This is a genomic window from Pseudomonas sp. St290, from assembly GCF_018325805.1.
GTDB classification, from domain to species: Bacteria; Pseudomonadota; Gammaproteobacteria; order Pseudomonadales; family Pseudomonadaceae; genus Aquipseudomonas; species Aquipseudomonas bijieensis.
Genome location: NZ_AP014703.1, coordinates 5,859,591 through 5,882,643, shown reverse-complemented (window position 1 = coordinate 5,882,643; position 23,053 = coordinate 5,859,591). Strand labels below are relative to the sequence as shown.

Sequence of the window (23,053 nt, the reverse complement as noted above, 5' to 3'; positions counted from 1 at the left end):
GGAACCCGACATGTTCGAGCTACTGAGTACCATCGACAGCCCCGGCGATTTACGCGCTTTGCATCCCCGGGCGCTCGGTGCGGTTGCCGATGAGTTGCGCGCTTTTATCCTTCACAGTGTTTCCAGAACCGGTGGGCACCTGTCGGCCAATCTGGGCAGCGTGGAGCTGGCTGTTGCGCTGCACTATGTGTTCGATACACCGCATGACCGGGTCGTCTGGGATGTAGGTCATCAATCCTATCCGCACAAGATATTGACCGGTCGGCGCGAGGCCATGGCCAGCATCCGCCAATGGGGCGGGATATCCGGTTTTCCCCGGCGCCAGGAATCCGAGTATGACTGCTTCGGAACGGCCCATTCCAGTACCTCGATTTCTGCGGCATTAGGCATGGCACTCGGGGCACGGAGCAAGGGCGAACATCGGCACAGCATTGCGGTGATTGGCGACGGTGCCCTGAGTGGTGGCATGGCCTATGAGGCGATGAATAATGCCGGCCTGCATGCGGATCTGCCGTTCCTGGTCATTCTCAACGATAACGATATGTCGATTTCTGCCTCCGTCGGGGCGCTGCGTCTCTATTTGGGCAAACTGACCGCTCATTGCTGCACGAGCTCGGTCGGTGGTGGCATCAAGCGGATCCTGCGCGATGAGTCGCCCCGGGATGAGCGGGGCCGGCGACTGGAGGCACAACGCGCGGATATGACGGTGTCGGCGACCCTGTTCCAGGCCCTGGGCTTCAATTACACCGGCCCCGTCGACGGTCACGACCTGGATGAACTGATCCCGGCCTTGCAACTGCTCAAGGACCTGCGAGGCCCGCAATTACTGCACATCGTCACCGAGAAGGGGCACGGCTACAGTCCGGCGGCGATTGATCCGGTGCTCTACCACGGGCCGGGTAAATTCAATCCGGAACAGGGCCTCCTGCCTGGTCTCCCAGGGAAGCAGAGCTACACCCAAGTGTTTGGCCACTGGCTGTGCGACGAAGCCGAGCGCGACCCGCGGGTCATGGCGATCACCCCGGCCATGCGTGAGGGCTCGGGCCTTGAGGAGTTCGAACGACGCTTCCCCGAGCGGTATTTCGATGTCGGGATCGCCGAACAACATGCCCTGACCTTCGCCGCTGGTCTGGCGACCGAAGGCTTGAAACCGGTGGTCGCGATCTACTCGACCTTTCTGCAGCGCGCCTACGATCAACTGATTCACGATATCGCGATCCAGAACCTGCCGGTGGTATTGGCCGTCGACCGGGCCGGGATTGTCGGGGCGGACGGCGCCACTCATACCGGGGCGTTCGATATCGCCTATCTGCGCTGCGTGCCCAATCTGGTCATCATGGCTCCGGCGGACGAGAACGAGTGTCGCCAGATGCTGCACACCGCCTTGCTCCAGGATGGACCGGTGGCGGTGCGTTATCCCCGTGGCGCGGGCCCTGGCCGCATCGCGAAAAACGAGCTCAATGTCCTGCCTCTGGGCAAGGGCGAAATCCGCCGGCAGTCGAGCCGCAGCCAGGGCGAACGAATCGCCATCCTCGCCTTCGGCTCGATGTTGATGCCCAGCCTTGCGGCCGCCTTGGAGCTGGATGCAAGCGTCGCCAATATGCGCTTTGTCAAACCTTTGGATATCGACCTGGTAGAGGCGCTGGCATGCAGCCACGATTTGCTGGTGACGATTGAGGAGGGCTGCGTGAAAGGTGGCGCCGGGGCGGCGTGTCTCGAGCATCTGGCGGCTTCGGGCATTCCCCGGCAGGTGTTGCAGTTGGGTTTCGACGATCAATTTATCGAGCATGGTGCATCCGAACAGTTGATGGCGGCCCGTGGCCTGGACGCCCAGGGCATCATCACCTCGATCCGGCTCTTCCAAGAACAGCTTGCGCTGTTGCAGCCGCTGGCTCTGCCGGTGCTCAGTGTCGGCGGGCACAGCTTGATCGGTCGACAATCATGAAGATTGTCCTGGCAGTCATAAAGTAAGTACTTCAAGGAGTGGCCACATGTCCGCCTTCGTTCTTCCTCCACTGTCCCTGCCGTTCTCGTTACGCATCAATCCTCATCACGATGTTGCTGAAGAGGCCTCTCGGTCATGGTTCCGCTCGATGGGATTCGACCACCTGGAAGGGGTCATGCATGAGTATGAAAGTAATCGCTCCTGTGACCTGGTGGCCAGGGCGTTTCCAGACGCCGGGCCGCTCGAGTTGGAGCACCTGACCAACCTGGTTTTCTGGATGTTCCTGCTCGATGATGGGTTGGACCAAGGGGCATTGAGTCTGTCGAGCGACGAGGGGCGCAAGAGGCTGGAGCGGATGTTCTCCCTGCTCAGTGCTCCGGCTGGCGAGGCGCGTCCGCAAACCCCTCTCGAGCGTTCGGGCGTGCTGATGATTGCGCCGATGCTCGAGGCCATGACTGGGGAGGGTGGGCGGCGCTTGCTCGAAGAGATCAGAATGTTGTTCAGCTGGGTTGCACACGAGGTGCAAAGACGTTCCTGCGCAGAACTCCCCGATCTATTGGCCTATGCCCACCAGCGCCGTTTCACCTCGGCGGCGAGGGTCGTATTCAGGGCCGGTGAATACGCCAACCACGCCGAAGTCCCCGCGGTCTTCCACCAAAGCCGACTGTTCGAAACGCTGCAAGACAGCGCCACTGATGTGATCACGCTGGTCAACGATCTGATTTCCTATGAGAAGGAAGCCGAGTATGGCGAGATCAATAACTATGTGGTGGTTTGCCAGCAGTTGCTGGGCTCGTCCATCGACGACGCGGTGGCCTTTCTCCTAGCATTGCTCGATGCGCGTCTCCAATGCTTTCAACGGGAGCGCAAGCGGGTCGCGGGGTTTATCGAGAAACACACTTTTTCGAATGACGAACGGCAGGCGATCCGGCGTTATGTGCAAATGTTGGAGGATTGGATGAGCGCCAATCTGGACTGGTCGTTGCGGGTGCCTCGCTACAATGACCTGCGCAACGGGCCTCGACGATGAACGCCAATATTGCCCGACGTAAAACCCGCCAGGTCTGTATCGGCCCCCTGACCATGGGCAGCGGCAGTCCGATAGTAGTCCAGGCGATGACCAATACCGATACCGCCGATGCCCGGGCTACGGCGGCGCAGGTCGAGCAACTGGCATTGGCCGGCGCCGAACTGGTACGGATCACGGTGAACGGTCATGAGGCGGCCTCCCAGGTCGCGAAGATTCGCGAGCTGTTGGATGCCCGTGATATCAAGGTTCCGCTGGTCGGCGATTTTCATTTCAATGGCCACCGCCTGCTGGCGGCCTATCCCGAGTGTGCCCAGGCGTTGGGCAAGTACCGGATCAACCCGGGCAATGTCGGCAAGGGTGCGAGGCGCGACGAACAGTTCTGCGAAATGATTGAAATGGCCTGTCGCCATGGCAAGCCCGTACGCATCGGGGTCAACTGGGGCAGCCTGGACCCAGAGTTGCTGGCGCGGATGATGGACAGTAACGCGGCGCTCGCTACGCCGTTAGCGGCCGATGCGGTGATGCGTGAAGCCCTGGTGGTCTCGGCGCTGGAGAGTGCGCAGCGGGCCATCGAGGTCGGCCTGCCGGCGGAGCGGATCGTGTTGTCGGCCAAGGTCAGTCATGTCCAGGACCTGATCGCCGTGTACCGCAACCTGGCCGCGCGCTGCGATTTTGCCTTGCACCTGGGGCTGACCGAGGCCGGCATGGGTTCCAAGGGCATCGTCGCCTCGTCCACCGCCCTGGCTGTGCTGCTGCAGGAGGGCATCGGCGACACTTTACGCATTTCCCTCACCCCCGAACCCGGCGGCGAACGTACCCGCGAAGTGCTGGTGGCCCAGCAGATCCTGCAAACCATGGGCTTGCGGGCCTTTACCCCCTCGGTGGTGGCCTGTCCCGGTTGTGGGCGTACCAGCAGCCATTTTTTTCAGGAGCTGGCCCAGCAGATCGAAGATTATCTGCGCCAGCAAATGCCAATCTGGAAAAACCGCTTCAACGGTATCGAGCATTTGCAGGTGGCCGTCATGGGTTGTGTGGTCAACGGCCCGGGGGAAAGTCGCCTGGCGGATATCGGCATTTCCCTGCCGGGGGCCGGCGAACACCCCTCGGCCCCGGTGTACATGGATGGCGAACGGGTGTTGACGCTTAAGGGCAAAACGATCGCCAAGGAGTTCACCCAGCTCCTGGATGCCTACGTGGCAGCTCGCTATGGAGGGGAGGAACAGGCGCGGCAGACACTGTCCGAGTTGCTCAAGGCTTACGCTGCCGCCCCCCGTGAGCTGATTGCCCATGGCAAACAATAGCCAGGGAGACCCAGCATGAGCCAGCGACTTACCTTGCTCGGGGCGACCGGCTCCATTGGCCGGAGTACGCTCGATGTCGTGGCCCGCCACCCGGAGCTTTTTTCGTTGTTCGCGCTGACTGCGCATCACAGTATCGACAGGCTTTACCAGCAGTGCCTGGCCTTCCGGCCGCAGGTGGCAGTGGTCGCCAGTGCCGGGGAGGCGGCGCAGCTTTCGCGGCGCTTGAAAGCGCGTGGATGCAATACCGAGGTGCTCTACGGGCCGGATGCTCTGGTCGCGGTGGCCGCAGCCAGCCAATGCGATACGGTTGTTGCCGCTATTGTCGGTGGCGCCGGGTTACCTTCGACGCTGGCTGCGGCGCAGGCCGGTAAGCGCGTCCTGCTGGCCAACAAGGAGGCTTTGGTGATGTCCGGCGCGTTGTTCATGCGCTGCGTGACTCGCGCACGAGCGCAGTTGTTGCCGGTCGACAGCGAACACAATGCCATTTTCCAATGCCTGTCGAACCACCCTGGGGTCCGTCCGGAGCGCTTGCTCCTGACCGCTTCCGGCGGTCCATTCCTGAACCGCTCGCTGGACACTCTGGACAGCGTCACACCCGACGAGGCCTGCGCCCACCCCAAGTGGCGGATGGGGCGCAAGATCTCGGTCGACTGTGCAAGCATGATGAACAAGGGCCTGGAGGTTATCGAGGCACATTGGTTGTTCGCGATGTCGCCGGAGCGGATCGAGGTACTGATTCACCCGCAAAGCATCGTCCATTCGATGGTGGTGTATGCCGACCAGTCGGTCCTGGCGCAATTGGGTAATCCCGATATGCGCACGCCTATCGCCCAGGCGCTGGCCTATCCACAACGTATCGATTCCGGGGTCGAGCGGTTGGACCTGACGCAATCCGAGCCATTGAGCTTTGCCCAAGCGGACCTGCGGCGTTTTCCCTGCTTGGGCTTGGCGCTTGACGTGGCGCGAGACGGTTGTGAACTGAGCGTGGTGCTCAATGCAGCCAATGAAGTGGCGGTGGCAGCTTTTCTTGCCGGCGTGCTGGCGTTCACTGATATCGCGCGTATTGTTGGCGAAACCCTGAGCCAGACCCGATCGGTGGCGATCGATAATCTTGAGGGTATCCAGCAGACGGACTGTCTGGCTCGTATCCGGGCTAGACAGTTGGCAGGTTTGCCGCCGTTGAGCGAGTAGTTGCGGTTGCTATGGCGTCCACTGCGTTCAAGGGAGCGAGACTGGCAGTGCGCCGCGCCGCCAGCTTCGGTAGATCAGCGCCGCGTCAGCAACACCCCGGACTCCATGTGATGGGTCCAAGGGAATTGATCGAACATCGCGCAGCGGGTGATGCGGTGGGTGTCGTGCAATTGCGCGATGTTGGCGGCGAGGGTTTCCGGGTTGCACGAGATGTAGAGGATGTTGTCGAAACGCCGGGTCAGCTCGCAGGTGTCCGGGTCCATGCCGGCGCGGGGCGGGTCGACGAAGACGCTACCGAATTCGTAGCTCTTGAGATCGATACCGTGCAAGCGACGGAAGGGCCGGACTTCGTTCAAGGCTTCGGTCAGTTCTTCGGCGGACAGACGTACCAGCGTGACGTTATCCACAGCGTTTTCGCTGAGGTTGCTCAACGCGGCATTCACCGAGGTCTTGCTGATCTCGGTGGCCAACACTTTGCGTACGCGAGTGGCCAGGGGCAAGGTGAAGTTGCCGTTGCCGCAGTACAACTCCAGCAGATCGTCGCTGCGATCGCCCAAGGCCTCGTAGGCCCAGTTGAGCATCTTCTGGTTCACCGTGCCGTTGGGCTGGGTGAAGGCGCCTTCGGGTTGGCGATAGCTGAAGGTCCGGCCGCCGACGTCGAGTTTCTCCACCACGTAGTCGTGGCCGATCACTTCGCGCTTGCCCTTGGAGCGACCGATGATGCTCACGCCCAGGTCGGTCGCCAGTTTCGCGGCCGCCGCGTGCCAGTGTTCATCCAGCGGGCGGTGATAGCACAGGGTGATCATCGTGTCGCCCGCCAGGGTGGTCAGGAACTCCACCTGGAACAGCTTGTGGCTCAAGGGCGCGCTGGCCTGCCAGGCGGCCTTGAGCTGCGGCATCAACTGGTTGATGCGCAGGCTGGCGATGGGAAATTCCTCGATGAGGATCGGTGTGCGCTTGTCGTCCTGGGAGAACATTGCGTAGTGCCGTTCGCCGGCCTCGCGCCACAGGCGGAATTCGGCGCGCAGGCGGAAGTTCTTCAAGGGCGAATCGAACACCGCGGGTTCCGGTGCATCGAACGGGGCCAACAGGTCACGCAAGCGGGTGACCTTGTCCTGCAACTGGGCGGCATAGGCCTGGGAATCAAAAGTCATGCGTTGAACCAACCCAATTTGATCACGAACAGGATCGACAGAATGACCAGCGCCGGGTTCAGCTCACGGCCACGACCGGACACCAGTTTGATGGCGGTCCAGGCGATGAAGCCGAAGGCGATGCCGTTGGCGATGGAATAGGTGAAGGGCATCGCCAGGGCGGTGACCACCACGGGGGCGGCGACGGTGATGTCGTCCCAGTCGATTTCCGCCAGGCCCGAGGTCATCAGCACGGCGACGAACAGCAAGGCTGGGGCGGTGGCGAAAGGCGGGACACTGGCGGCCAGTGGCGAGAAGAACAGCGCCAGCAGGAACAGGATCGCCACGACGATGGCGGTCAGGCCGGTGCGGCCGCCAGCGCTGACGCCCGCTGCCGACTCGATGTAGCTGGTGGTGGTGGAGGTGCCCAGCAGCGAACCGGCCATGGCGGCGGTGCTGTCGGCGATCAGCGCACGGCCCATCTTCGGCATATGGCCGTCCTTGCCCATCAGCCCGGCGCGCTTGGCGACGCCGATCAGGGTGCCGGAGTTGTCGAACAGGTCGACGAACAGGAAGGCGAAGATCACGCTCACCAGGCCAATGTCCAGGGCGCCCTTGATGTCCAGTTGCAGGAACGTTGGGGCCAGGGACGGTGGCGCGGAAATGATGCCGCCAAACGGGGTGAAGCCCATCAGGATCGAGACGATGGTGACCGCCAGGATGCCGATCAGCACCGCGCCGCGGACTTTCAGTGCTTCGAGGGCGACGATCAGGATGAAACCAAGGGTGGCGAGGATTGGCGCCGGCTGTTTCAAGTCGCCGAGGCCGACCATGGTCGCCGGGTTTTTCACCACGATGCCGGCATTGTTCAGGGCGATCAGCGCCAGGAACAGGCCGATACCGGCGGCAATGGCCGAACGCAGGGGCAGCGGGATGCTGTTGATGATCCATTCGCGGATGCGGAAGATCGAGAGAATGAAGAACAGCACGGCGGAGATGAACACCGCGCCCAGTGCCACTTGCCAGGTATGGCCCATGTGCAGGACCACGGTGTAGGTGAAGAAGGCGTTCAGGCCCATGCCCGGGGCGAGGGCGATCGGGTAGTTGGCGATCAGGCCCATGACCGTGGAGCCAATGGCCGCCGCCAGGCAGGTGGCGACGAACACCGCGCCTTTGTCCATGCCGGTTTCGCCGAGGATGCTCGGGTTGACGAACAGGATGTAGGCCATGGCCAGGAAGGTCGTGACGCCCGCCAGGATCTCGGTCCGCACGTTGGTGTTGTGTGCCTTGAGTTGAAACAGCCTTTCCAGCATGTCTGCTCCCCGTGGCGCGCCCGGCGCCGTGAATGTATCGACCTCAACAGCAAAGCACAGGTCGCCAGCGGCGCCCGGGAATTTTCTGCGGGTCGGAAAAAGCCGCGCATCATACCAGCAGCGTAGCGTTGTGGCTGCGATCGTCGTCGATGTTTTGCCAACGCGCCAAGTGGGCCATACTGCGCGCGGTTCCGGGAGATCTCTATGTATCGCATGAATAAAAAGCTGATGGCGGCAGTGGGCTGCACCCTGGGTCTGTGGTTGCCCGGCCAGGCTGCGGATGCGGCGTCGGCACCACCGCTGAGTGAGGTCAAGGTGCTCAAGGTCGAGTCGCCGGCCTGTGGCTTCGAAGACATCGCCCAGGGGCAGGAGCAGACCCGTTGCGATCACAGTGGCCCGAATATCAAGGTCTACGTGCTGGAGGTCGGCTATGGCCGTCAACCCCATGTCACCCTGGACGGCTTTGAAGTCGACGGCACCCGCTCGCCGGTGTGCGCGTACAGCAATGGCAATCTCAATGACTGCTCGGTGCGGACCAAAGTCGTGGGCTATTTGTACGTCTTCGACCTGAAGGGTAAGCAAGAGGGAACCTTCAGCTTCAGCAACATCTCGATCAACGCACCGGGCAACCGGATGTCGACCCAGCTGTACATCAAATAACCGCTACCCCATGCAGGAGCTGTCGAGTGAAGCGAGGCTGCGATCTTTACCCCCACGCTGATCTCAAGCGCATATCAAAAGATCGCAGCCTTCGGCAGCTCCTACACTACAAGCATCATCCAGCGGAGAGCGCCCATGATTCCTGGAACCAAGATCCCCCGAGCCCTGATAGCCGTCGCCGAGGGTGTCGACGACTTGCAGACGGTCACCCTGATCGACGTGTTGCGTCGAGCGCAGATCGAAACCGTGGTGGCGAGCATCGAAGGGCGGCGTATGCTCACCTGCGCCCGCGGCACGCGCCTGACGGCCGATGGCATGCTGGTGGACATGCTCGTGCAGGATTTCGACCTGATCGTCCTGCCGGGCGGCATCATCGGTGCCCAACACCTGGCGGCCCATCAGCCGCTGCAACAACTGATCAAGGGCCAGGCCGCCACCGGACGTTTCTTCGCCGCCATCGCCGAAGCCCCGGCCCTGGCGCTACAGGCATTCGGCGTCCTGCGCCAGCGGCGCATGACCTGCCTGCCGGCGGTGAGCCAGCAACTGTCCGGTTGCAGCTTCGTCGATCAACCCGTGGTGGTGGACGGCAACTGCATCACCGCCCAAAGCTCGGCTGCCGCCCTGGCGTTTGCCTTGATGCTGGTGGAACAACTCAGCGGCAAGGGCGTAAGAAGCGTGGTGGCGGCGGAGCTGCTGGCCTGACACTCGTCAAGCCGACACCGGCCTGTGGTACCGCTATCGCGAGCAGGCTCGCTCCCACAGGGATTTATGGTGGATGCAGGATCTATGAGCACCCGAGAACCCATGTGGGAGCGAGCCTGCTCGCGATGGCGTCAGCACATTCAACCTCAGTGCAAGCTGACCCACTGAAGGCGCTGGCTTCCAACGTCAATCATTTGCCTTGAACGCTTCACCCCACCCAGAAGTCGTACCCCTTATGACGGCGGTTTCCCAAAACGCCGCGAGTACGACTAACCGTGAGGTGTTCCATGAGCGCGACCTTGTCCGAAGCGACGCCGGCGGCCTTCGTCCGTCACCCGATTCGCCTGACACTCAATGGCCAGGCACGTGAGCTGCAGGTGCTGCCCTGGACCACGCTGCTGGACCTGCTGCGCGAGCAATTGGACCTGGTGGGCAGCAAGAAGGGCTGCGACCACGGCCAGTGTGGCGCCTGCACGGTGCTGCGCGATGGCAAGCGAATCAACGCCTGCCTGACCCTGGCCGTGATGTGCGACGGTGCCGAGTTGACCACCGTCGAAGGCCTGGCTGGCGATGATGCCTTGCATCCCATGCAGCAGGCGTTCATCACCCATGACGCGTTCCAGTGCGGTTACTGCACGCCGGGGCAGATCTGTTCAGCGGTGGGGCTGGTCAACGAGGGCAGGGCGCAGACCCGCGCAGAGATCGTTGAACTGATGAGCGGCAATCTTTGCCGGTGCGGCGCCTACAACAACATTCGTGATGCTATCGAAGAGGCTTTGCCGCTCTGCCAGCAACCGGGAGGTGATCAATGAATCCCTTCCACTACAGCAAGCCAGACACCGTGCAGGCCGCCGTCGACTTGTCGAGCCCGGTGTCACGTTTCATCGCCGGCGGCACCAATCTGCTGGACCTGATGAAAGAGAACCTCACCCGCCCCGAACACCTGATCGACATTACCGGGCTGCCCCTGGCGGACCTCAGCGAAACCCCTTCCGGCGGGGTGATGATCGGTGCGCTGGTGAGCAATGCCGACCTGGCCTGGCACCCCTGGATCGAACGCCGCTATCCGCTGCTGTCCCAGGCGATCCTGGCCGGCGCCTCGCCGCAGTTGCGCAACATGGCCAGCACTGGCGGCAACCTGTTGCAACGCACCCGCTGCTATTACTTCTATGACGCCAGCGTGCCGTGCAATAAACGCCGACCCGGCAGCGGTTGCCCGGCCCGCAACGGTTTGAACCGGATCCACGCGATCTTCGGTGCCAGCGAACAATGTGTCGCCACTCATCCTTCCGACATGTGCGTGGCCTTGGCGGCCTTGGAGGCGGTGGTCCATGTCCTGGGGCGGGGTGGCGCGCGGACCATCGAGTTTGCCGACTTCCATCGCTTGCCCGGTGATGCCCCGGAACGGGATAACCAACTGGCCGATGATGAGCTGATCACTGCTATTGAGTTGCCTGCCGCCGGTTTTGCCGACCATAGCCACTACCTGAAGATCCGTGACCGCGCCTCCTACGCTTTTGCGCTGGTCTCGGTAGCGGCGGCGCTGGAGTTGGACGGGCCGGTGATTCGCCAGGCGCGCCTGGCCCTTGGCGGCGTGGCGCACAAACCCTGGCGCGACCGGGCTGTGGAGAGCTGGCTGGCCGGGCAGACCGTCAGTCGCGAAACCTTCACTGCCGCCGCCGATGCGCTGCTGCAAAACGCCGAGCCGTTGGAGCACAACGGCTTCAAGGTCCGATTGGCGCGCCGGGCGATTGTCCGCGCCTTGAGTGATGCCGCATTGGGTTGCGCACCGCAGGGAGGACACGCCTGATGAACGCTTCGAGCAAATCCATAGGGCAGCCACTGGACCGGGTCGATGGCCTGCTCAAGGTCACGGGCCAGGCTCGTTATGCCGGTGAGTACCCCGAGGACGGCCTGCTGCACGGCAGCGTCGTGTCCGGCACTCTCGCTCGCGGCCGCGTGCTGCGCATCGATGCCTCCCGAGCCCTGGCGCTGCCCGGTGTGGTCGCGGTCATCGATCACACCAATCGGCCGAGGATCGCCAGCTACGATGAGCCCTACCAGGATGCCGATGCGGCGGACGGCTCGCCGTTCCGGCCGCTGTACAACGACCACGTGCTCTACAGCGGCCAGCCATTGGCCTTGGTGGTCGCGGAAAACCTTGAGCTGGCCCGGTATGCAGGTTCCCTGGTTGAAATCGAATACGAGGCCCAGGAGCATCAGACCGATCTGATCACTCTGCAAAACGACGCCCATCCGGCACCGGCCGAACTGCCCAAGCCCCGTGGGAGTTTTCAGGGCGAGTACGCCAGCGCCGCGCTCAGCGTGGATGTGTCCTACAGCACGCCGATTGAACACCACAACCCGATGGAGCCACACGCCTCCACCGTGCTGTATCAGCCTGATGGCAGCCTGCACATCCACGACAAGACCCAAGGCACGCAGAACTGCCAGGCCTATGTCCAAAAAGTGTTCGGGCTGGAGAAAGAGCAGGTGCGAGTGTTCGCCGTGTTTGTCGGCGGCGCCTTCGGTTCAGGGCTGCGTCCGCAGTACCAATTACCTTTGGCGGTGATGGCGGCGCTGGCCCTCAAGCGCTCCGTGCGGGTCAGCCTGACGCGCCAACAGATGTTTACCTTTGGCTATCGGCCGCGAACCCTCCAGCGCGTGCAACTGGGGGCGGCGGCCAACGGTCGCTTGCTGGCCGTGGCGCACACCGCCGTCGGCCAGACTTCGCGCTTCGAGGACTTCACCGAGCACGTGGTGGAGTGGAGCGGCATGCTCTATCACTGCGATAACGTCCAGTTGACTTACAAACTCGTGCCCCTGGACGTCTACACGCCCCTGGACATGCGCGCGCCCGGTGCCGCCCTTGGGCTGATTGGCCTGGAATGCGCCATGGATGAACTGGCCTGTGCCCTGGCGCTCGATCCGGTCCAGTTGCGGTTGATCAACTACGCCGAGCGCAACGAGAACGAAGGCAAGCCGTATTCCAGCAAAGAGTTGCGTGAGTGTTATGCCCAGGGCGCCCGTCGTTTCGGCTGGGACAAGCGCAACCCGGAGCCGCGCAGCATGCGTGAGGGGCGGCAGCTGGTGGGTTGGGGCATGGCCGGTGGTGTATGGGAGGCCATGCAGCAGAAAGCCAGCGCCCGGGCCTCGCTGGACCTCGATGGCAAGCTGACTGTCAGCAGCGCCACCACGGATATCGGCACCGGGACCTACACGGTCATGACCCAGATCGCCGCCGAGGCGTGTGGCGTTACCCTTGAGGACGTCACGTTTGTCCTGGGTGATTCGTCGCTGCCCACCGCGCCATTGCAGGGCGGTTCGTTCACGGTTTCGTCGGTGGGCACCGCCGTGCAGCAAGCCTGTGAAGCGCTGAAGGAAAAACTCCTGGCCGTGGCTCGCCAGGCGTGTCCGGCCTTCGGTGGCGCGACCCTTGAACAAGTGACGTTTGTGGATGGCCAACTGCGGCTGGGCGAAGCGAGCGTTGCATTAGCGGAGTTGGCGCAGAAAAGCGGCGAGACCCCGTTGCAAGCCCAGGTCACGGCCAAGCCGGATGAAAAACGCCAGGCCTACGCCACGGCCACGCACTCGGCGGTGTTCGTTGAAGTGCTGGTGGATGAAGACCTGGGGACGGTGAAGGTCAACCGCGTGGTGAGCGCCATCGCCGCCGGCCGGGTCGTCAACCCGAAAACCGCCCGCAGCCAGATTCTCGGTGGCGTGGTATGGGGCGTCGGCATGGCTTTGCACGAAGAAACCCTGACCGATCACACCCTGGGTCGCCACATGAATCACAACCTGGCCGAGTATCACGTGCCGGTCAGTGCCGACATCGGCGACATCGAGGTGATCTTTGTCGAGGAGCGTGACGAGATCGTCAATGCGCTGGGTTCCAAGGGCGTGGGTGAAATCGGCATCGTCGGGGTGGCCGCGGCGGTGGCCAATGCGATTTACCATGCCACCGGCAAGCGGGTGCGGGACTTCCCCATCACCCTCGACAAGTTGCTCTAGGCTTTTGCTTCGTCCACCGGTTCGTGCATCCGGTCACGGTTGGCCAGGGTCGGGAACAGTTTGATCCAGACCCCGGTCACCAGCAGCGTGCCGATGCCGCCCATGACCACCGCCGGCACGGTGCCGAACCAGTGGGCGGTGAGGCCGGACTCGAACTCGCCCAGCTGGTTCGAAGCGCCGATGAACAGCCCGTTCACCGCGCTGACCCGGCCACGCATTTCATCCGGTGTTTCCAGTTGCACGAAGGAGGCGCGGATGACCATGCTGATCATGTCCGCCGCGCCCAACACCACCAGCACCGCCAGGGAAAACCAGAACGAGGTGGAGAGGCCGAAGGCAATGGTGGCGACGCCGAACACGCCCACCGCAGTGAACATCACTCGGCCGACCTTGCGCTCCACGGCAAACCGCGCCAGCCACAGCGACATCAGCAAGGCCCCGACCGCCGGCGCCGAGCGCAACAGACCCAGGCCCCAGGGACCGGTGAGCAGGATGTCCTTGGCGAACACCGGCAGCAGCGCCGTCGCGCCGCCGAGCAAAACCGCGAACAGGTCCAGGGAAATCGCGCCGAGAATGTCCGGGCGACTGCGAATGAAGCGAATCCCGGCCAGCAATGAATCCAGCGTCGCCTTGCCTTTGTTCAGCGGCGTCTGCCGAGCGGGCAGGTTGAGCATCAGGCAACAGGCGATGAGGTAGAGCACCACGGTCGGTCCATAGACCCAGATGCTGCCGAAGGCATAGAGCAGGCCGCCGAGTGCCGGGGCGACGATGGTGGCCGATTGCTGGGCCGATTGCGCGGCGGCCACGGCCCGGGGAAACAGGCCCGCCGGCACGATACTGGGCAGCAGCGCCTGGGTGGTGGGCATCTCGAAGGAGCGGGCGGCGCCCAGGAGGAAGGCAAGGATGAAGATCATTTCCCGGGTGACATTGTCGGTGGCGCTGCCGATCACCAGGGCCAGGGCAATCATTGCCTGCAATGACTGGCAAATGGCCGCGACCTTGCGCCGGTCATAGCGGTCAGCCACATGCCCGGTGTGAAGCATGAACAGCACGCGCGGGGCAAACTCCACCAACCCCACCAGGCCCAAGTCGAGGACGTTGCCGGTCAGTTGATAGAGGTTCCAGCCAATGGCCACGGTGAGCATCTGGAAGCCGCTGGCGGTGAATATCCGTGCCAGCCAGAAGGCGATGAAGGGACGATGGTGACGGAGCAGCAGCGGCGCTTGGCTGGGCATCTATGACGGGTCCGGTGGTGAAGACCACGAGATTATCACCGAGCTGTAACAGGAAGTTGCGTTGGCTGGAAAAATAGTTAGCCAAACATCTACTTTTCACCTAGCACGCTTTTTTTGTGGCGAGGGGATTTATCCCCGCTCGAGTGCGCAGCGCTCGCAAAAGCTTGGGGCCGCTTCGCGCCCCAGCGGGGATAAATCCCCTCGCCACAACAGTGCACTCCTCAAGATTCAAGGAATCCTGGTTTGGAGCAGGGTTTCGACACTGAGACAACCTGCCACGCGACAAAAGACCACGCCGTCCATCGGTAATAATGCGACTACTCTTTGAGCATTGCTTGATCCAGGTCAATACCTCTCGGGGCGTTGGGCTGGCGGCCATCCGGCCAGAGTCCTGCGTTGTGACGGTTATAAAAAGAACGATTTGAAAAGCATCGCACTCCATATCCCTGGGGCTTGTGATGCAGGCCCCGCCCGCAGCCGGTTTTACCTGACAGAGGAAGACTTATGTTCGGTTTGGAGGCGCTCGATCTCGCCCGAATCCAGTTCGCGTTCACCATCTCGTTCCACATCCTGTTCCCGGCCATCACCATTGGCCTGGCGAGTTACCTGGCGGTACTCGAAGGCCTGTGGCTCAAGACTCGCGACGATACCTATCGCGACTTGTACCACTTCTGGTCGAAGATCTTCGCCGTCAACTTCGGCATGGGCGTGGTGTCCGGCTTGGTCATGGCCTATCAGTTCGGCACCAACTGGAGCCGTTTCTCGGACTTCGCCGGGGCGGTGACCGGACCGCTGCTGACCTACGAAGTGCTCACGGCGTTCTTCCTCGAGGCGGGTTTCCTGGGGGTGATGCTGTTCGGCTGGAATCGCGTTGGCCGTGGCTTGCACTTCTTCTCCACGGTGATGGTGGCGATAGGTACGTTGATCTCGACCTTCTGGATCCTGTCCTCCAATAGCTGGATGCAGACTCCGCAGGGCTACGAAATCGTCGATGGCCGGGTGATTCCGGTGGACTGGCTGGCGGTGGTGTTCAACCCCTCGTTCCCCTATCGCCTGCTGCACATGTCCACGGCGGCGTTCGTTGCGACGGCGTTCTTCGTCGGTTCATCGGCCGCCTGGCACCTCTTGCGCGGTCGCGATACCCCGGCCATCCGCCGGATGCTGTCGATGGCGATGTGGATGGCCTTGCTGGTGGCACCGATACAGGCGGTCATCGGCGACTTCCATGGCCTGAACACCCTCAAGCATCAACCGGCGAAGATCGCTGCCATCGAGGGCCACTGGGAAAACGTCGGCAATGAGCCCACCCCGCTGATCCTGTTCGGCTGGCCAGACATGCAGGCCGAGAAGACTCGCTTCGCCGTGGAAATCCCCTATCTGGGAAGCCTGATCCTGACTCACAGCCTGGACAAACAGGTGCCGGCCCTCAAGGAGTTCCCTCCTGAGGACCGACCGAACTCGACCATCGTGTTCTGGTCGTTCCGGGTCATGGTCGGCCTTGGATTGCTGATGATCTTCACTGGCCTGTGCAGTCTATGGCTGCGCCGCAACGATCGGATCTACCAATCACGACCGTTCCTCCACATGGTGTTGTGGATGGGCCCCTCCGGCCTGGTCGCGATCCTGGCCGGCTGGTTCACCACGGAGATCGGCCGCCAACCCTGGGTGGTCTATGGCTTGATGCGCACGGCCGATGCTTCCTCCGGCCACAGTTTCGCGCAGATGAGCATCACCCTGGTGCTGTTCGTCGTGGTGTATTTCGCGCTGTTCGGCGCGGGCTTGAGCTACATGATGCGTCTGGTGCGCAAGGGGCCGCAGGTCCACGAAACCGAGCCGAGCGATGGTGGCCCGGGCCAGAAACGTACGCCGGCCCGGCCATTGTCGGCCGCCGATGACGATGTGGACCAAAACGACCGCTCGAACAAGGGGAATTGAGTCATGGGTATTGATCTTCCGCTGATCTGGGCCGTGGTCATCATCTTCGGCATCATGATGTACGTGATCATGGACGGCTTCGACCTGGGGATCGGCATTCTCTTCCCCTTCGTCAAGGGTGAGCGCGACCGCGACGTGATGATGAACACCGTGGCGCCGGTCTGGGACGGTAACGAAACCTGGCTGGTGCTCGGTGGTGCCGGGCTGTTCGGGGCATTTCCGCTGGCTTATTCGGTAGTGCTTTCGGCACTGTACCTGCCGTTGATCCTGATGCTCATCGGGTTGATCTTCCGCGGCGTGGCCTTCGAATTCCGCTTCAAGGCCAAGGCCGAGAAGCGCCACCTGTGGGACAAGGCATTCATTGGTGGTTCGCTGACGGCCACTTTCTTCCAGGGGGTGGCGCTGGGGGCATTCATTGATGGCTTCGAGGTGGTCAATCGCCAGTTCGCCGGCGGCTCCTTGGACTGGTTCACGCCATTCACGGTGTTCTGTGGCTTGGCGTTGATCGCCGCCTATGCGTTGCTTGGCTGCACCTGGCTGATCATGAAGACCGAGGGCAAGCTGCAAGAGCAGATGCATGACCTGGCGCGGCCGCTGGCGTTCGTGGTGTTGGCGGTGATCGGTATCGTCAGCATCTGGACACCGCTGGCCCACGCGGACATCGCCGCCCGCTGGTTCACCCTGCCGAACCTGTTCTGGTTCCTGCCGGTGCCGATCCTGGTGCTGGTGACCATGTACGGCTTGTTCCGCGCGGTGGCGCGTAACGCCAACTACACGCCATTCATCCTGACCCTGGTGTTGATTTTCCTCGGCTACAGTGGCCTGGGCATCAGCCTGTGGCCGAATATCGTGCCGCCATCGATCTCGATCTGGGACGCCTCGTCACCGCCCCAGAGCCAAGGCTTCATGTTGGTCGGCACGCTGTTCATCATTCCGTTGATCCTGGTGTACACCTTCTGGAGCTACTACGTGTTCCGCGGCAAGGTGACCCATGATGATGGTTACCATTGAGGACGTTGAGCATGGCCAAACCTGACTTGAAGGACATCGAGGCCGCCGAACGCAAGCCGCTTTGGCAGCGGCTCGGCTGGCTGGCGCTGATCTGGGCCGGCAGTGTGCTGGCGTTGTTCATCGTCGCCAGCCTGATGCGGATGTTCATGAATGCCGCGGGGCTGACCACCCACTGATTTCCCTGTGGGAGCAAGCTTTGCGCCCACAGAGGACGATTTATTTCCGGGCTTTGAGTATCACGAACTTCGGCGTGGCGGCCACTTGTTCGACGCCTCGGAACAACCGCGCCAGTTTGCTGTGGTAGCCCAGGTGCCGGTTGCCGACGATGTACAGCGCGCCGCCCACCACCAACGCTTCGCGAGCCTGCTGGAACATTCGCCAGGCGAGGAAGTCGCCCACCACTTGCTGCTGGTGGAAAGGCGGATTGCACAACACCACATCCAGCGACTGCGCCTCTTGTCCCGCCAGGCCATCGCCGGCCCGGATGATCACTTCCCTATCGCCCAGGGCCGCACGCCAGTTTTCGGCGGCCGATTGCACGGCCATATACGACTCGTCCACCAGGGTGTAGTGGGCGTCGGGGTTTTGCAGGGCACTGGCGATGGCGAGCACGCCGTTGCCGCAGCCCAGGTCCGCGACACGGGCTGTCCCGAGGTTTTTCGGCAGATGTGGCAGGAACGCGCGGGTACCGATGTCCAGGCCTTCGCGGCAGAACACGTTGGCATGGTTGAGCAGTTCGATCTTCGGTTCGTCCAGCCAGTAACGCGTGGGGTAGGGCGATACGCTGGGCGGCTTGGCTTGCGGCGTGGCGATCAACAGGCGGGCTTTTTTCTGCGCCAGGGAGGCCTGCACCGGGCCGATATACCGCTCCAGCAAATCGCCGGCGGCCCGGGGCAAGTGCTTGATCATGGCCCCGGCAATCACCTGGGCGCCTGGTGCCAGTTGGCCTTGCAGGCGAATCAGCTGTTCCTCCAGCAGGGCCAGGGTCTTCGGTACTTTGACCAGGACACGATCGAATGGGCCGGTCAGGGGCTCGCTGGCAGGCAACGTCGGCACCGCATCGAAGGGGCGGCCGTTGCGCACCAGGTTTTTCTCCAGGGCCTGCAATGCCAGGAAGGAATCACTGCTGCTGGTCACTTCGACCTTGCCGGCCAGGCTGGCCGCCAGGGCGCCGAAGCCGTCATTGAGCACCAGGACCCGAGTCTGCGCGCTCGGCTGTTGTTCGGCCAGGTACGCGAGCAGGTATTCATCGGCCGCATCGAAGGCTTGCAGTGGTTCGTTCTGCTGTTCGGGTTGGCGGATCAGGTCGAGTTGGGCGAAGGGGCTGTCGAGCAGGGGCATGGCTGGGGACTCTGGAGATCAACGAATGTCCCGCTGCCTGGAGGTAGGTGTCTGTGCGGGACCGCCTGAATGAACTGCGTCGCGTGCAAGAAGCGGCATCATTCAAGTGGGACCGTAAATGGTACGTTTTTTTGTTGCACATTACTCGCAGGTTTTCGGCCTGGCGCTGCCACTCCACTGTTCAGATCACATGGATCTGGGCCGCTTTTGCCACCGCTGAAATTTTATTGCTGACGTTCAGTTTCCGCATGCAGCTGCACACATGGAAGTTCACGGTTCGTTCGGAAAGACAGAGAATCCTGCCCACTTCCGACGCTGTCTTGCCTTCGGCAGACCACCTCAGGACTTCGATTTCTCTCGGTGACAAGTGATAGTTCTGCTTGACTGCGACGGCGTCAGACAGCTTTTTGCTGGCGAGCGCATGCAGTTTTTGACTGGCGAAGATGGCATAGCCGAGATTGGCATAGTGTTCCTCTATATCAATGGGACAATGGGTTCGTGCCAGGCTGAACAAGCTGCACTGTGCCCCTTGGTCGTCATGAACGGCCTGGGTCCAGCCGTATTTGAGTCCCTGTCGATTAAGTTCTCGCCATAACTTGGGGGCCTGAGCGAAAACAGTCTCATCCCATAAGATAGGGAGCGGTGATTGATTGCAATGTGCTACTAATGGATCGTTCGATGCATAGCCATTCTGTTCATAAAGTCTGTCCCACCCATAAGGGTAGTTATTGAGGTTCACCTTGCTGGTGTGCTTGTCGGGGCTTCCGAGATAGGCTGCAAATGCGCAATATTCAAATCCCTGATTGTTAAAGAAATTCAGGACCAGACGATAGGCCGTCTGCAGGTCTTTTTCACAAGACAACTTTCTCAATAGCAAGTCCTTCCACTTTTCCATCGCTCTCTCCTGGGTTGATTCGTCCATGCGGATCCAATCCATGATGCGAAATTTCAGTGTAGGACTATTCCTAGTTTGTAGTGAGTTTTTTTTGATTTGCTTACATTGAGAGATGTTTAAAAAAATAAACTTTTTAATTAATTATTGCTACAGCTACTGCGGTTTTGTATAGGTTCGGTAAAAGTTTTTGCCGGTGGCGCGAAATTAGTGGTTAAAGTGCTATTGCTCACCGTTGGTGGTGGAGACGCTCGCTTTGCGGGACACTGTGAGTCTTGTCCCATTGGAGTGGCTCATGAGCGACAGCGCAGAGAAGTTCACCCGCCAGACCCTGCTCGATGTCCAGCCGTTGACATCTCATTTGTTTACTTTGCGTACGACCCGGGATCGCGGCTTTCGCTTCCGGGCGGGTCAGTTTGCCCGGCTGGGGGTTGTCAAGGCGGACGGGAGCACCGTCTGGCGGGCGTACTCCATGGTGTCTTCGCCGTTCGACGAGTTCCTCGAGTTCTTTTCCATCGTAGTTCCCCATGGTGAGTTCACCAGTGAGCTCAGTCGCTTGCAGCCGGGTGACGAACTGTTGGTGGAGCGGCAGGCTTTCGGCTACCTGACACCGGATCGTTTCGTCGACGGTCGGGATTTATGGCTGCTGTCCACGGGGACGGGGGTGGCGCCGTTTCTTTCGATCCTCCAGGATTTTGAGGTCTGGGAGAAATTCGAGCGGATCATCCTGGTGTACAGCGTGCGCGAAGCACGAGAGTTGGCGTATCAGGAGTTGATCAAGGACCTGCCCCAGCGCGACTACTTGGCCGAGTACGCTCATAAGTTTCGTTTCATTGCGACCGTCACCCGCGAGCAGCATCCAGGGGCGCTCTATGGGCGGATTACCACGCTGATCGAAAATGGCGAGCTGGAGCGAGTGGCCGGTGTAGCGCTGACGCCGGAGCATTCGCGAGTGATGCTATGTGGCAACCCGCAAATGATCGACGACACGCGCAAATTGCTCAAGGCCAGGGGGTTGCAACTGAGCCTGACCCGTAGGCCAGGCCAAGTGGCGGTGGAAAACTACTGGTAGCCTGATGTCAATGAGTTGGGGTTATGGCAGTGTCCGACCGGTTCAGGGCCGTTCGTTCTGAGCCTTGAGCAGGTCGCGAATCTCGGTGAGCAGCAATTCTTCCTTGGTTGGAACGGGAGGCGCGCTAGGGGCTACGGCTTCTTCGCGCTTGAGGCGGTTGATGGCCTTGACGCCCATGAAAATGGCGAACGCCACGATGATGAAGTCTATGGTGCTCTGGATGAATTTACCGTAGGCCAGTACCACGGCAGGTGCATCACCTTGGGCTGCCTTGAGGGTGATGGCCAGGTCACTGAAGTCCACCCCACCGATCAGCAGGCCAATTGGAGGCATGACCACGTCGCCAACGAATGACGAAACGATCTTGCCAAAAGCGGCACCGATGATGATCCCGACGGCCATGTCGACGACATTGCCCTTGACCGCGAAGGCCTTGAACTCGCTTAGCACGCCCATGAGTTATTCCTTGTGACAGATGAAAGATGAGTGGCAGTGTAAATCAGCCTAGCGAGTCCCGCTCGAAACACCGGCTTACAAAGCTTCAGTTATCGACCCGGCCCTGGGGGAAAAGTTTTCAAAGTGCCATCAATCGCGCGTGATACGCGGTTTTAGCATAGCCCCCCATAACGTTTTTTCTATCGATGCGGTACGGCATTTCTATTTAGGTTTTCCTTTTTCGAGCACTAGCCTCTGGATGGCGCACATGGATGCGCTCTATAACATCAGAGGAACACGCCTATGAATACTTCCTTCGGCTACGGGCCTTATTCCCATCGCCGCGCTTTTTTTGTGCTGACCGCGAGCCTCTTGTCCTTGTCGGTCAACGCGGCCACCCTGACCCGGGACAACGGTGCGGCTGTCGGCGACAACCAGAACTCGCAAACGGCGGGCCCCAACGGCCCAACCCTGTTGCAAGACGTGCAGTTGATCCAGAAGCTCCAGCGCTTTGACCGTGAACGCATCCCCGAGCGCGTGGTGCATGCCCGTGGTACCGGCGCCCATGGCACATTCACGGTGTCCGACGATCTCAGCGACCTGACCAAGGCCAAGGTCTTTGCCGCAGGCCAGGTCACGCCAGTGTTCGTGCGTTTTTCTGCCGTGGTACACGGCAATCATTCGCCGGAAACCCTGCGCGACCCCCGTGGTTTTGCCACGAAGTTCTACACCGCCGACGGTAATTGGGACTTGGTGGGTAACAACTTTCCGACCTTCTTCATTCGTGATGCCATCAAGTTTCCAGACATGGTCCACGCCTTCAAACCCGACCCGCGGACCAATCTGGACGATGATTCACGTCGTTTCGATTTTTTCTCCCATGTACCAGAATCGACCCGCACTCTGACCGAGTTGTATTCCAACTCCGGGACCCCGGCCAGTTACCGTGAAATGGACGGTAACGGCGTGCATGCTTACAAACTAGTTAATGCCAAGGGCGAAATTCATTATGTGAAGTTTCATTGGAAAAGTTTGCAGGGTCTGAAAAACCTCGATCCGAAAGAAGTTGTGAAAGTTCAGGGTCAGGATTACAGCCATATGACAAATGACCTGGTGACGCATATTAATAAGGGTGACTTCCCGAAGTGGGACTTGTACGTCCAGGTACTGAACCCACAGGACCTTGCCAAGTTTGACTTCGACCCACTGGACGCGACCAAGATCTGGCCAGGCGTGCCTGAGCGCAAAGTCGGGCAGATGGTCCTGAACCGCAATCCGGCGAATGTCTTCCAGGAAACCGAGCAGGTGGCCATGGCGCCGGCCAATCTTGTGCCGGGTATCGAACCATCCGAGGATCGCTTGCTCCAGGGGCGCGTATTTTCCTACGCCGATACGCAGATGTACCGGATAGGCGCCAACGCCCTGCAATTGCCGATCAACGCCCCCAAGGTGGCGGTGAACAACGGTAACCAGGACGGTGCGATGAACCCGGGCAGCACCAGCACCGGCGTGAACTATCAGCCAAGTCGCCTGACCCCTCGTGAAGAGCCGCAAGCGGCACGCTACAGCCAGACTGCGCTGACCGGCAGTACCCAGCAGGCGAAGATCCAGCGTGAGCAGAACTTCAAGCAGGCCGGTGATTTGTATCGTTCGTTCAGCAAGAAAGAGCGTGATGACCTGATCGAAAGCTTCGGCGGCTCTTTGGCGACCACCGATGACGAGAGCAAGCACATCATCCTGTCGTTCCTCTACAAGGCTGACCCTGAGTACGGCACTGGCGTGGCCCGTGTCGCCAAAGGCGACCTGGCCCGGGTCAAGGCCCTGGCGGAAAAACTGAGCGACTGAT

Annotated in this window: 20 protein-coding genes; 14 read left to right on the top strand and 6 right to left on the bottom strand. The window is 61.1% G+C overall.

Annotated elements, in window-relative coordinates; translation table 11 throughout:
* Nucleotides 1-10 precede the first annotated feature (10 nt).
* The 4 genes from dxs to PBDP_RS25740 are packed head-to-tail and all read left to right on the top strand — an operon-like array spanning nucleotide 11 to nucleotide 5,467.
* A complete protein-coding gene (dxs, locus tag PBDP_RS25755; protein ID WP_109756236.1) occupies nucleotides 11-1,945 on the top strand; it encodes a 1-deoxy-D-xylulose-5-phosphate synthase in 1,935 nt (644 codons plus the stop codon).
* Nucleotides 1,946-1,991: 46 nt separating this feature from the next.
* Nucleotides 1,992-2,975, top strand: a complete 984-nt coding sequence (locus PBDP_RS25750) for a terpene synthase family protein (protein ID WP_146206890.1) — start codon at nucleotides 1,992-1,994, stop codon at nucleotides 2,973-2,975.
* Nucleotides 2,972-4,276, top strand: a complete 1,305-nt coding sequence (ispG, locus tag PBDP_RS25745) for a flavodoxin-dependent (E)-4-hydroxy-3-methylbut-2-enyl-diphosphate synthase (protein ID WP_212801482.1) — start codon at nucleotides 2,972-2,974, stop codon at nucleotides 4,274-4,276. The genes PBDP_RS25750 and ispG overlap by 4 nt, the downstream gene beginning before the upstream one ends.
* A 15-nt stretch (nucleotides 4,277-4,291) precedes the next feature.
* On the top strand, nucleotides 4,292-5,467 hold the full coding sequence (locus PBDP_RS25740) for a 1-deoxy-D-xylulose-5-phosphate reductoisomerase (RefSeq protein WP_212801481.1): 1,176 nt from the start codon (nucleotides 4,292-4,294) through the stop codon (nucleotides 5,465-5,467).
* Nucleotides 5,468-5,541: 74 nt separating this feature from the next.
* On the opposite strand, the gene trmA is transcribed toward PBDP_RS25740, so the two are convergent.
* Both trmA and PBDP_RS25730 read right to left on the bottom strand, forming a co-directional pair.
* Nucleotides 5,542-6,621: a tRNA (uridine(54)-C5)-methyltransferase TrmA gene (gene trmA, locus PBDP_RS25735; RefSeq protein ID WP_212801480.1), complete on the bottom strand. Its 1,080-nt coding sequence runs from the start codon at nucleotides 6,619-6,621 to the stop codon at nucleotides 5,542-5,544.
* Complete coding sequence (locus PBDP_RS25730; RefSeq protein ID WP_109756231.1) at nucleotides 6,618-7,913, bottom strand: NCS2 family permease; 1,296 nt, start codon at nucleotides 7,911-7,913, stop codon at nucleotides 6,618-6,620. The genes trmA and PBDP_RS25730 overlap by 4 nt, the downstream gene beginning before the upstream one ends.
* A gap of 204 nt (nucleotides 7,914-8,117) precedes the next feature.
* Between PBDP_RS25730 and PBDP_RS25725 the strand changes: the two genes are divergently transcribed.
* The 5 genes from PBDP_RS25725 to PBDP_RS25705 all read left to right on the top strand — a co-directional run bounded on the left by PBDP_RS25725 (nucleotide 8,118) and on the right by PBDP_RS25705 (nucleotide 13,286).
* The gene (locus PBDP_RS25725) at nucleotides 8,118-8,573 is read left to right on the top strand and encodes a DUF4879 domain-containing protein (protein ID WP_109756230.1); all 456 of its coding nucleotides are present in this window, start codon (nucleotides 8,118-8,120) and stop codon (nucleotides 8,571-8,573) included.
* Nucleotides 8,574-8,708: 135 nt separating this feature from the next.
* Nucleotides 8,709-9,275: a DJ-1 family glyoxalase III gene (locus tag PBDP_RS25720; RefSeq protein WP_212801479.1), complete on the top strand. Its 567-nt coding sequence runs from the start codon at nucleotides 8,709-8,711 to the stop codon at nucleotides 9,273-9,275.
* A gap of 287 nt (nucleotides 9,276-9,562) precedes the next feature.
* Nucleotides 9,563-10,087 (top strand): (2Fe-2S)-binding protein, encoded by a 525-nt coding sequence (locus PBDP_RS25715; RefSeq protein ID WP_109756228.1) that lies wholly within the window; start codon nucleotides 9,563-9,565, stop codon nucleotides 10,085-10,087.
* Nucleotides 10,084-11,085, top strand: a complete 1,002-nt coding sequence (locus tag PBDP_RS25710) for an FAD binding domain-containing protein (RefSeq protein ID WP_109756227.1) — start codon at nucleotides 10,084-10,086, stop codon at nucleotides 11,083-11,085. Before PBDP_RS25715 ends, PBDP_RS25710 begins: the two co-directional genes overlap by 4 nt.
* The gene (locus PBDP_RS25705) at nucleotides 11,085-13,286 is read left to right on the top strand and encodes a xanthine dehydrogenase family protein molybdopterin-binding subunit (protein WP_212801478.1); all 2,202 of its coding nucleotides are present in this window, start codon (nucleotides 11,085-11,087) and stop codon (nucleotides 13,284-13,286) included. Before PBDP_RS25710 ends, PBDP_RS25705 begins: the two co-directional genes overlap by 1 nt.
* Here the strand turns inward: PBDP_RS25705 and PBDP_RS25700 are convergent.
* Nucleotides 13,283-14,521: an MFS transporter gene (locus PBDP_RS25700; RefSeq protein WP_109756225.1), complete on the bottom strand. Its 1,239-nt coding sequence runs from the start codon at nucleotides 14,519-14,521 to the stop codon at nucleotides 13,283-13,285. The two genes, PBDP_RS25705 and PBDP_RS25700, sit on opposite strands and share 4 nt — an antisense overlap.
* A 504-nt stretch (nucleotides 14,522-15,025) precedes the next feature.
* Between PBDP_RS25700 and PBDP_RS25695 the strand changes: the two genes are divergently transcribed.
* The 3 genes from PBDP_RS25695 to PBDP_RS25685 are packed head-to-tail and all read left to right on the top strand — an operon-like array spanning nucleotide 15,026 to nucleotide 17,643.
* Entirely contained in the window at nucleotides 15,026-16,456 is a 1,431-nt protein-coding gene (locus PBDP_RS25695) for a cytochrome ubiquinol oxidase subunit I (protein WP_116833499.1), read from the top strand.
* Nucleotides 16,457-16,459: 3 nt separating this feature from the next.
* Nucleotides 16,460-17,467 (top strand): cytochrome d ubiquinol oxidase subunit II, encoded by a 1,008-nt coding sequence (gene cydB, locus PBDP_RS25690; RefSeq protein WP_053125566.1) that lies wholly within the window; start codon nucleotides 16,460-16,462, stop codon nucleotides 17,465-17,467.
* Nucleotides 17,468-17,478: 11 nt separating this feature from the next.
* Nucleotides 17,479-17,643, top strand: coding sequence for a DUF2474 domain-containing protein (locus PBDP_RS25685; RefSeq protein ID WP_003205785.1), 165 nt, complete (start codon nucleotides 17,479-17,481; stop codon nucleotides 17,641-17,643).
* A 40-nt stretch (nucleotides 17,644-17,683) separates the two neighbouring features.
* Here the strand turns inward: PBDP_RS25685 and PBDP_RS25680 are convergent, their stop codons facing one another.
* Together PBDP_RS25680 and PBDP_RS25675 are read right to left on the bottom strand one after the other, a co-directional pair.
* Nucleotides 17,684-18,808 carry a methyltransferase gene (locus PBDP_RS25680; protein WP_109756223.1) on the bottom strand — a complete coding sequence of 375 codons (1,125 nt, stop codon included), beginning with the start codon at nucleotides 18,806-18,808 and terminating at the stop codon, nucleotides 17,684-17,686.
* A 181-nt stretch (nucleotides 18,809-18,989) separates the two neighbouring features.
* A complete protein-coding gene (locus PBDP_RS25675) occupies nucleotides 18,990-19,730 on the bottom strand; it encodes an autoinducer binding domain-containing protein (protein ID WP_249411822.1) in 741 nt (246 codons plus the stop codon).
* A 265-nt stretch (nucleotides 19,731-19,995) separates the two neighbouring features.
* Between PBDP_RS25675 and PBDP_RS25670 the strand changes: the two genes are divergently transcribed.
* A complete protein-coding gene (locus PBDP_RS25670) occupies nucleotides 19,996-20,772 on the top strand; it encodes a ferredoxin--NADP reductase (RefSeq protein WP_212801477.1) in 777 nt (258 codons plus the stop codon).
* A 42-nt stretch (nucleotides 20,773-20,814) separates the two neighbouring features.
* Here the strand turns inward: PBDP_RS25670 and mscL are convergent, their stop codons facing one another.
* Nucleotides 20,815-21,228, bottom strand: coding sequence for a large-conductance mechanosensitive channel protein MscL (gene mscL, locus PBDP_RS25665; protein ID WP_072411386.1), 414 nt, complete (start codon nucleotides 21,226-21,228; stop codon nucleotides 20,815-20,817).
* Nucleotides 21,229-21,510: 282 nt separating this feature from the next.
* Between mscL and katB the strand changes: the two genes are divergently transcribed.
* Nucleotides 21,511-23,052 (top strand): catalase KatB, encoded by a 1,542-nt coding sequence (gene katB / locus PBDP_RS25660; RefSeq protein WP_109756221.1) that lies wholly within the window; start codon nucleotides 21,511-21,513, stop codon nucleotides 23,050-23,052.
* The last annotated feature ends 1 nt before the right edge of the window (nucleotide 23,053 follow it).

Excerpts from the sequence above, each read along its gene's own strand:
- PBDP_RS25695 (WP_116833499.1), top strand. The coding sequence starts at position 15,026 with ATGTTCGGTTTGGAGGCGCTCGATCTCGCCCGAATCCAGTTCGCGTTC.
- PBDP_RS25720 (WP_212801479.1), top strand. The coding sequence starts at position 8,709 with ATGATTCCTGGAACCAAGATCCCCCGAGCCCTGATAGCCGTCGCCGAG.
- PBDP_RS25705 (WP_212801478.1), top strand. The coding sequence starts at position 11,085 with ATGAACGCTTCGAGCAAATCCATAGGGCAGCCACTGGACCGGGTCGAT.
- PBDP_RS25675 (WP_249411822.1), bottom strand. The coding sequence starts at position 19,730 with ATGGACGAATCAACCCAGGAGAGAGCGATGGAAAAGTGGAAGGACTTG.
- PBDP_RS25750 (WP_146206890.1), top strand. The coding sequence starts at position 1,992 with ATGTCCGCCTTCGTTCTTCCTCCACTGTCCCTGCCGTTCTCGTTACGC.
- katB (WP_109756221.1), top strand. The coding sequence starts at position 21,511 with ATGAATACTTCCTTCGGCTACGGGCCTTATTCCCATCGCCGCGCTTTT.
- dxs (WP_109756236.1), top strand. The coding sequence starts at position 11 with ATGTTCGAGCTACTGAGTACCATCGACAGCCCCGGCGATTTACGCGCT.
- PBDP_RS25730 (WP_109756231.1), bottom strand. The coding sequence starts at position 7,913 with ATGCTGGAAAGGCTGTTTCAACTCAAGGCACACAACACCAACGTGCGG.
- PBDP_RS25700 (WP_109756225.1), bottom strand. The coding sequence starts at position 14,521 with ATGCCCAGCCAAGCGCCGCTGCTGCTCCGTCACCATCGTCCCTTCATC.
- PBDP_RS25670 (WP_212801477.1), top strand. The coding sequence starts at position 19,996 with ATGAGCGACAGCGCAGAGAAGTTCACCCGCCAGACCCTGCTCGATGTC.
- PBDP_RS25710 (WP_109756227.1), top strand. The coding sequence starts at position 10,084 with ATGAATCCCTTCCACTACAGCAAGCCAGACACCGTGCAGGCCGCCGTC.
- trmA (WP_212801480.1), bottom strand. The coding sequence starts at position 6,621 with ATGACTTTTGATTCCCAGGCCTATGCCGCCCAGTTGCAGGACAAGGTC.
- PBDP_RS25685 (WP_003205785.1), top strand. The coding sequence starts at position 17,479 with ATGGCCAAACCTGACTTGAAGGACATCGAGGCCGCCGAACGCAAGCCG.
- PBDP_RS25725 (WP_109756230.1), top strand. The coding sequence starts at position 8,118 with ATGTATCGCATGAATAAAAAGCTGATGGCGGCAGTGGGCTGCACCCTG.
- mscL (WP_072411386.1), bottom strand. The coding sequence starts at position 21,228 with ATGGGCGTGCTAAGCGAGTTCAAGGCCTTCGCGGTCAAGGGCAATGTC.
- PBDP_RS25715 (WP_109756228.1), top strand. The coding sequence starts at position 9,563 with ATGAGCGCGACCTTGTCCGAAGCGACGCCGGCGGCCTTCGTCCGTCAC.
- PBDP_RS25680 (WP_109756223.1), bottom strand. The coding sequence starts at position 18,808 with ATGCCCCTGCTCGACAGCCCCTTCGCCCAACTCGACCTGATCCGCCAA.
- PBDP_RS25740 (WP_212801481.1), top strand. The coding sequence starts at position 4,292 with ATGAGCCAGCGACTTACCTTGCTCGGGGCGACCGGCTCCATTGGCCGG.
- ispG (WP_212801482.1), top strand. The coding sequence starts at position 2,972 with ATGAACGCCAATATTGCCCGACGTAAAACCCGCCAGGTCTGTATCGGC.
- cydB (WP_053125566.1), top strand. The coding sequence starts at position 16,460 with ATGGGTATTGATCTTCCGCTGATCTGGGCCGTGGTCATCATCTTCGGC.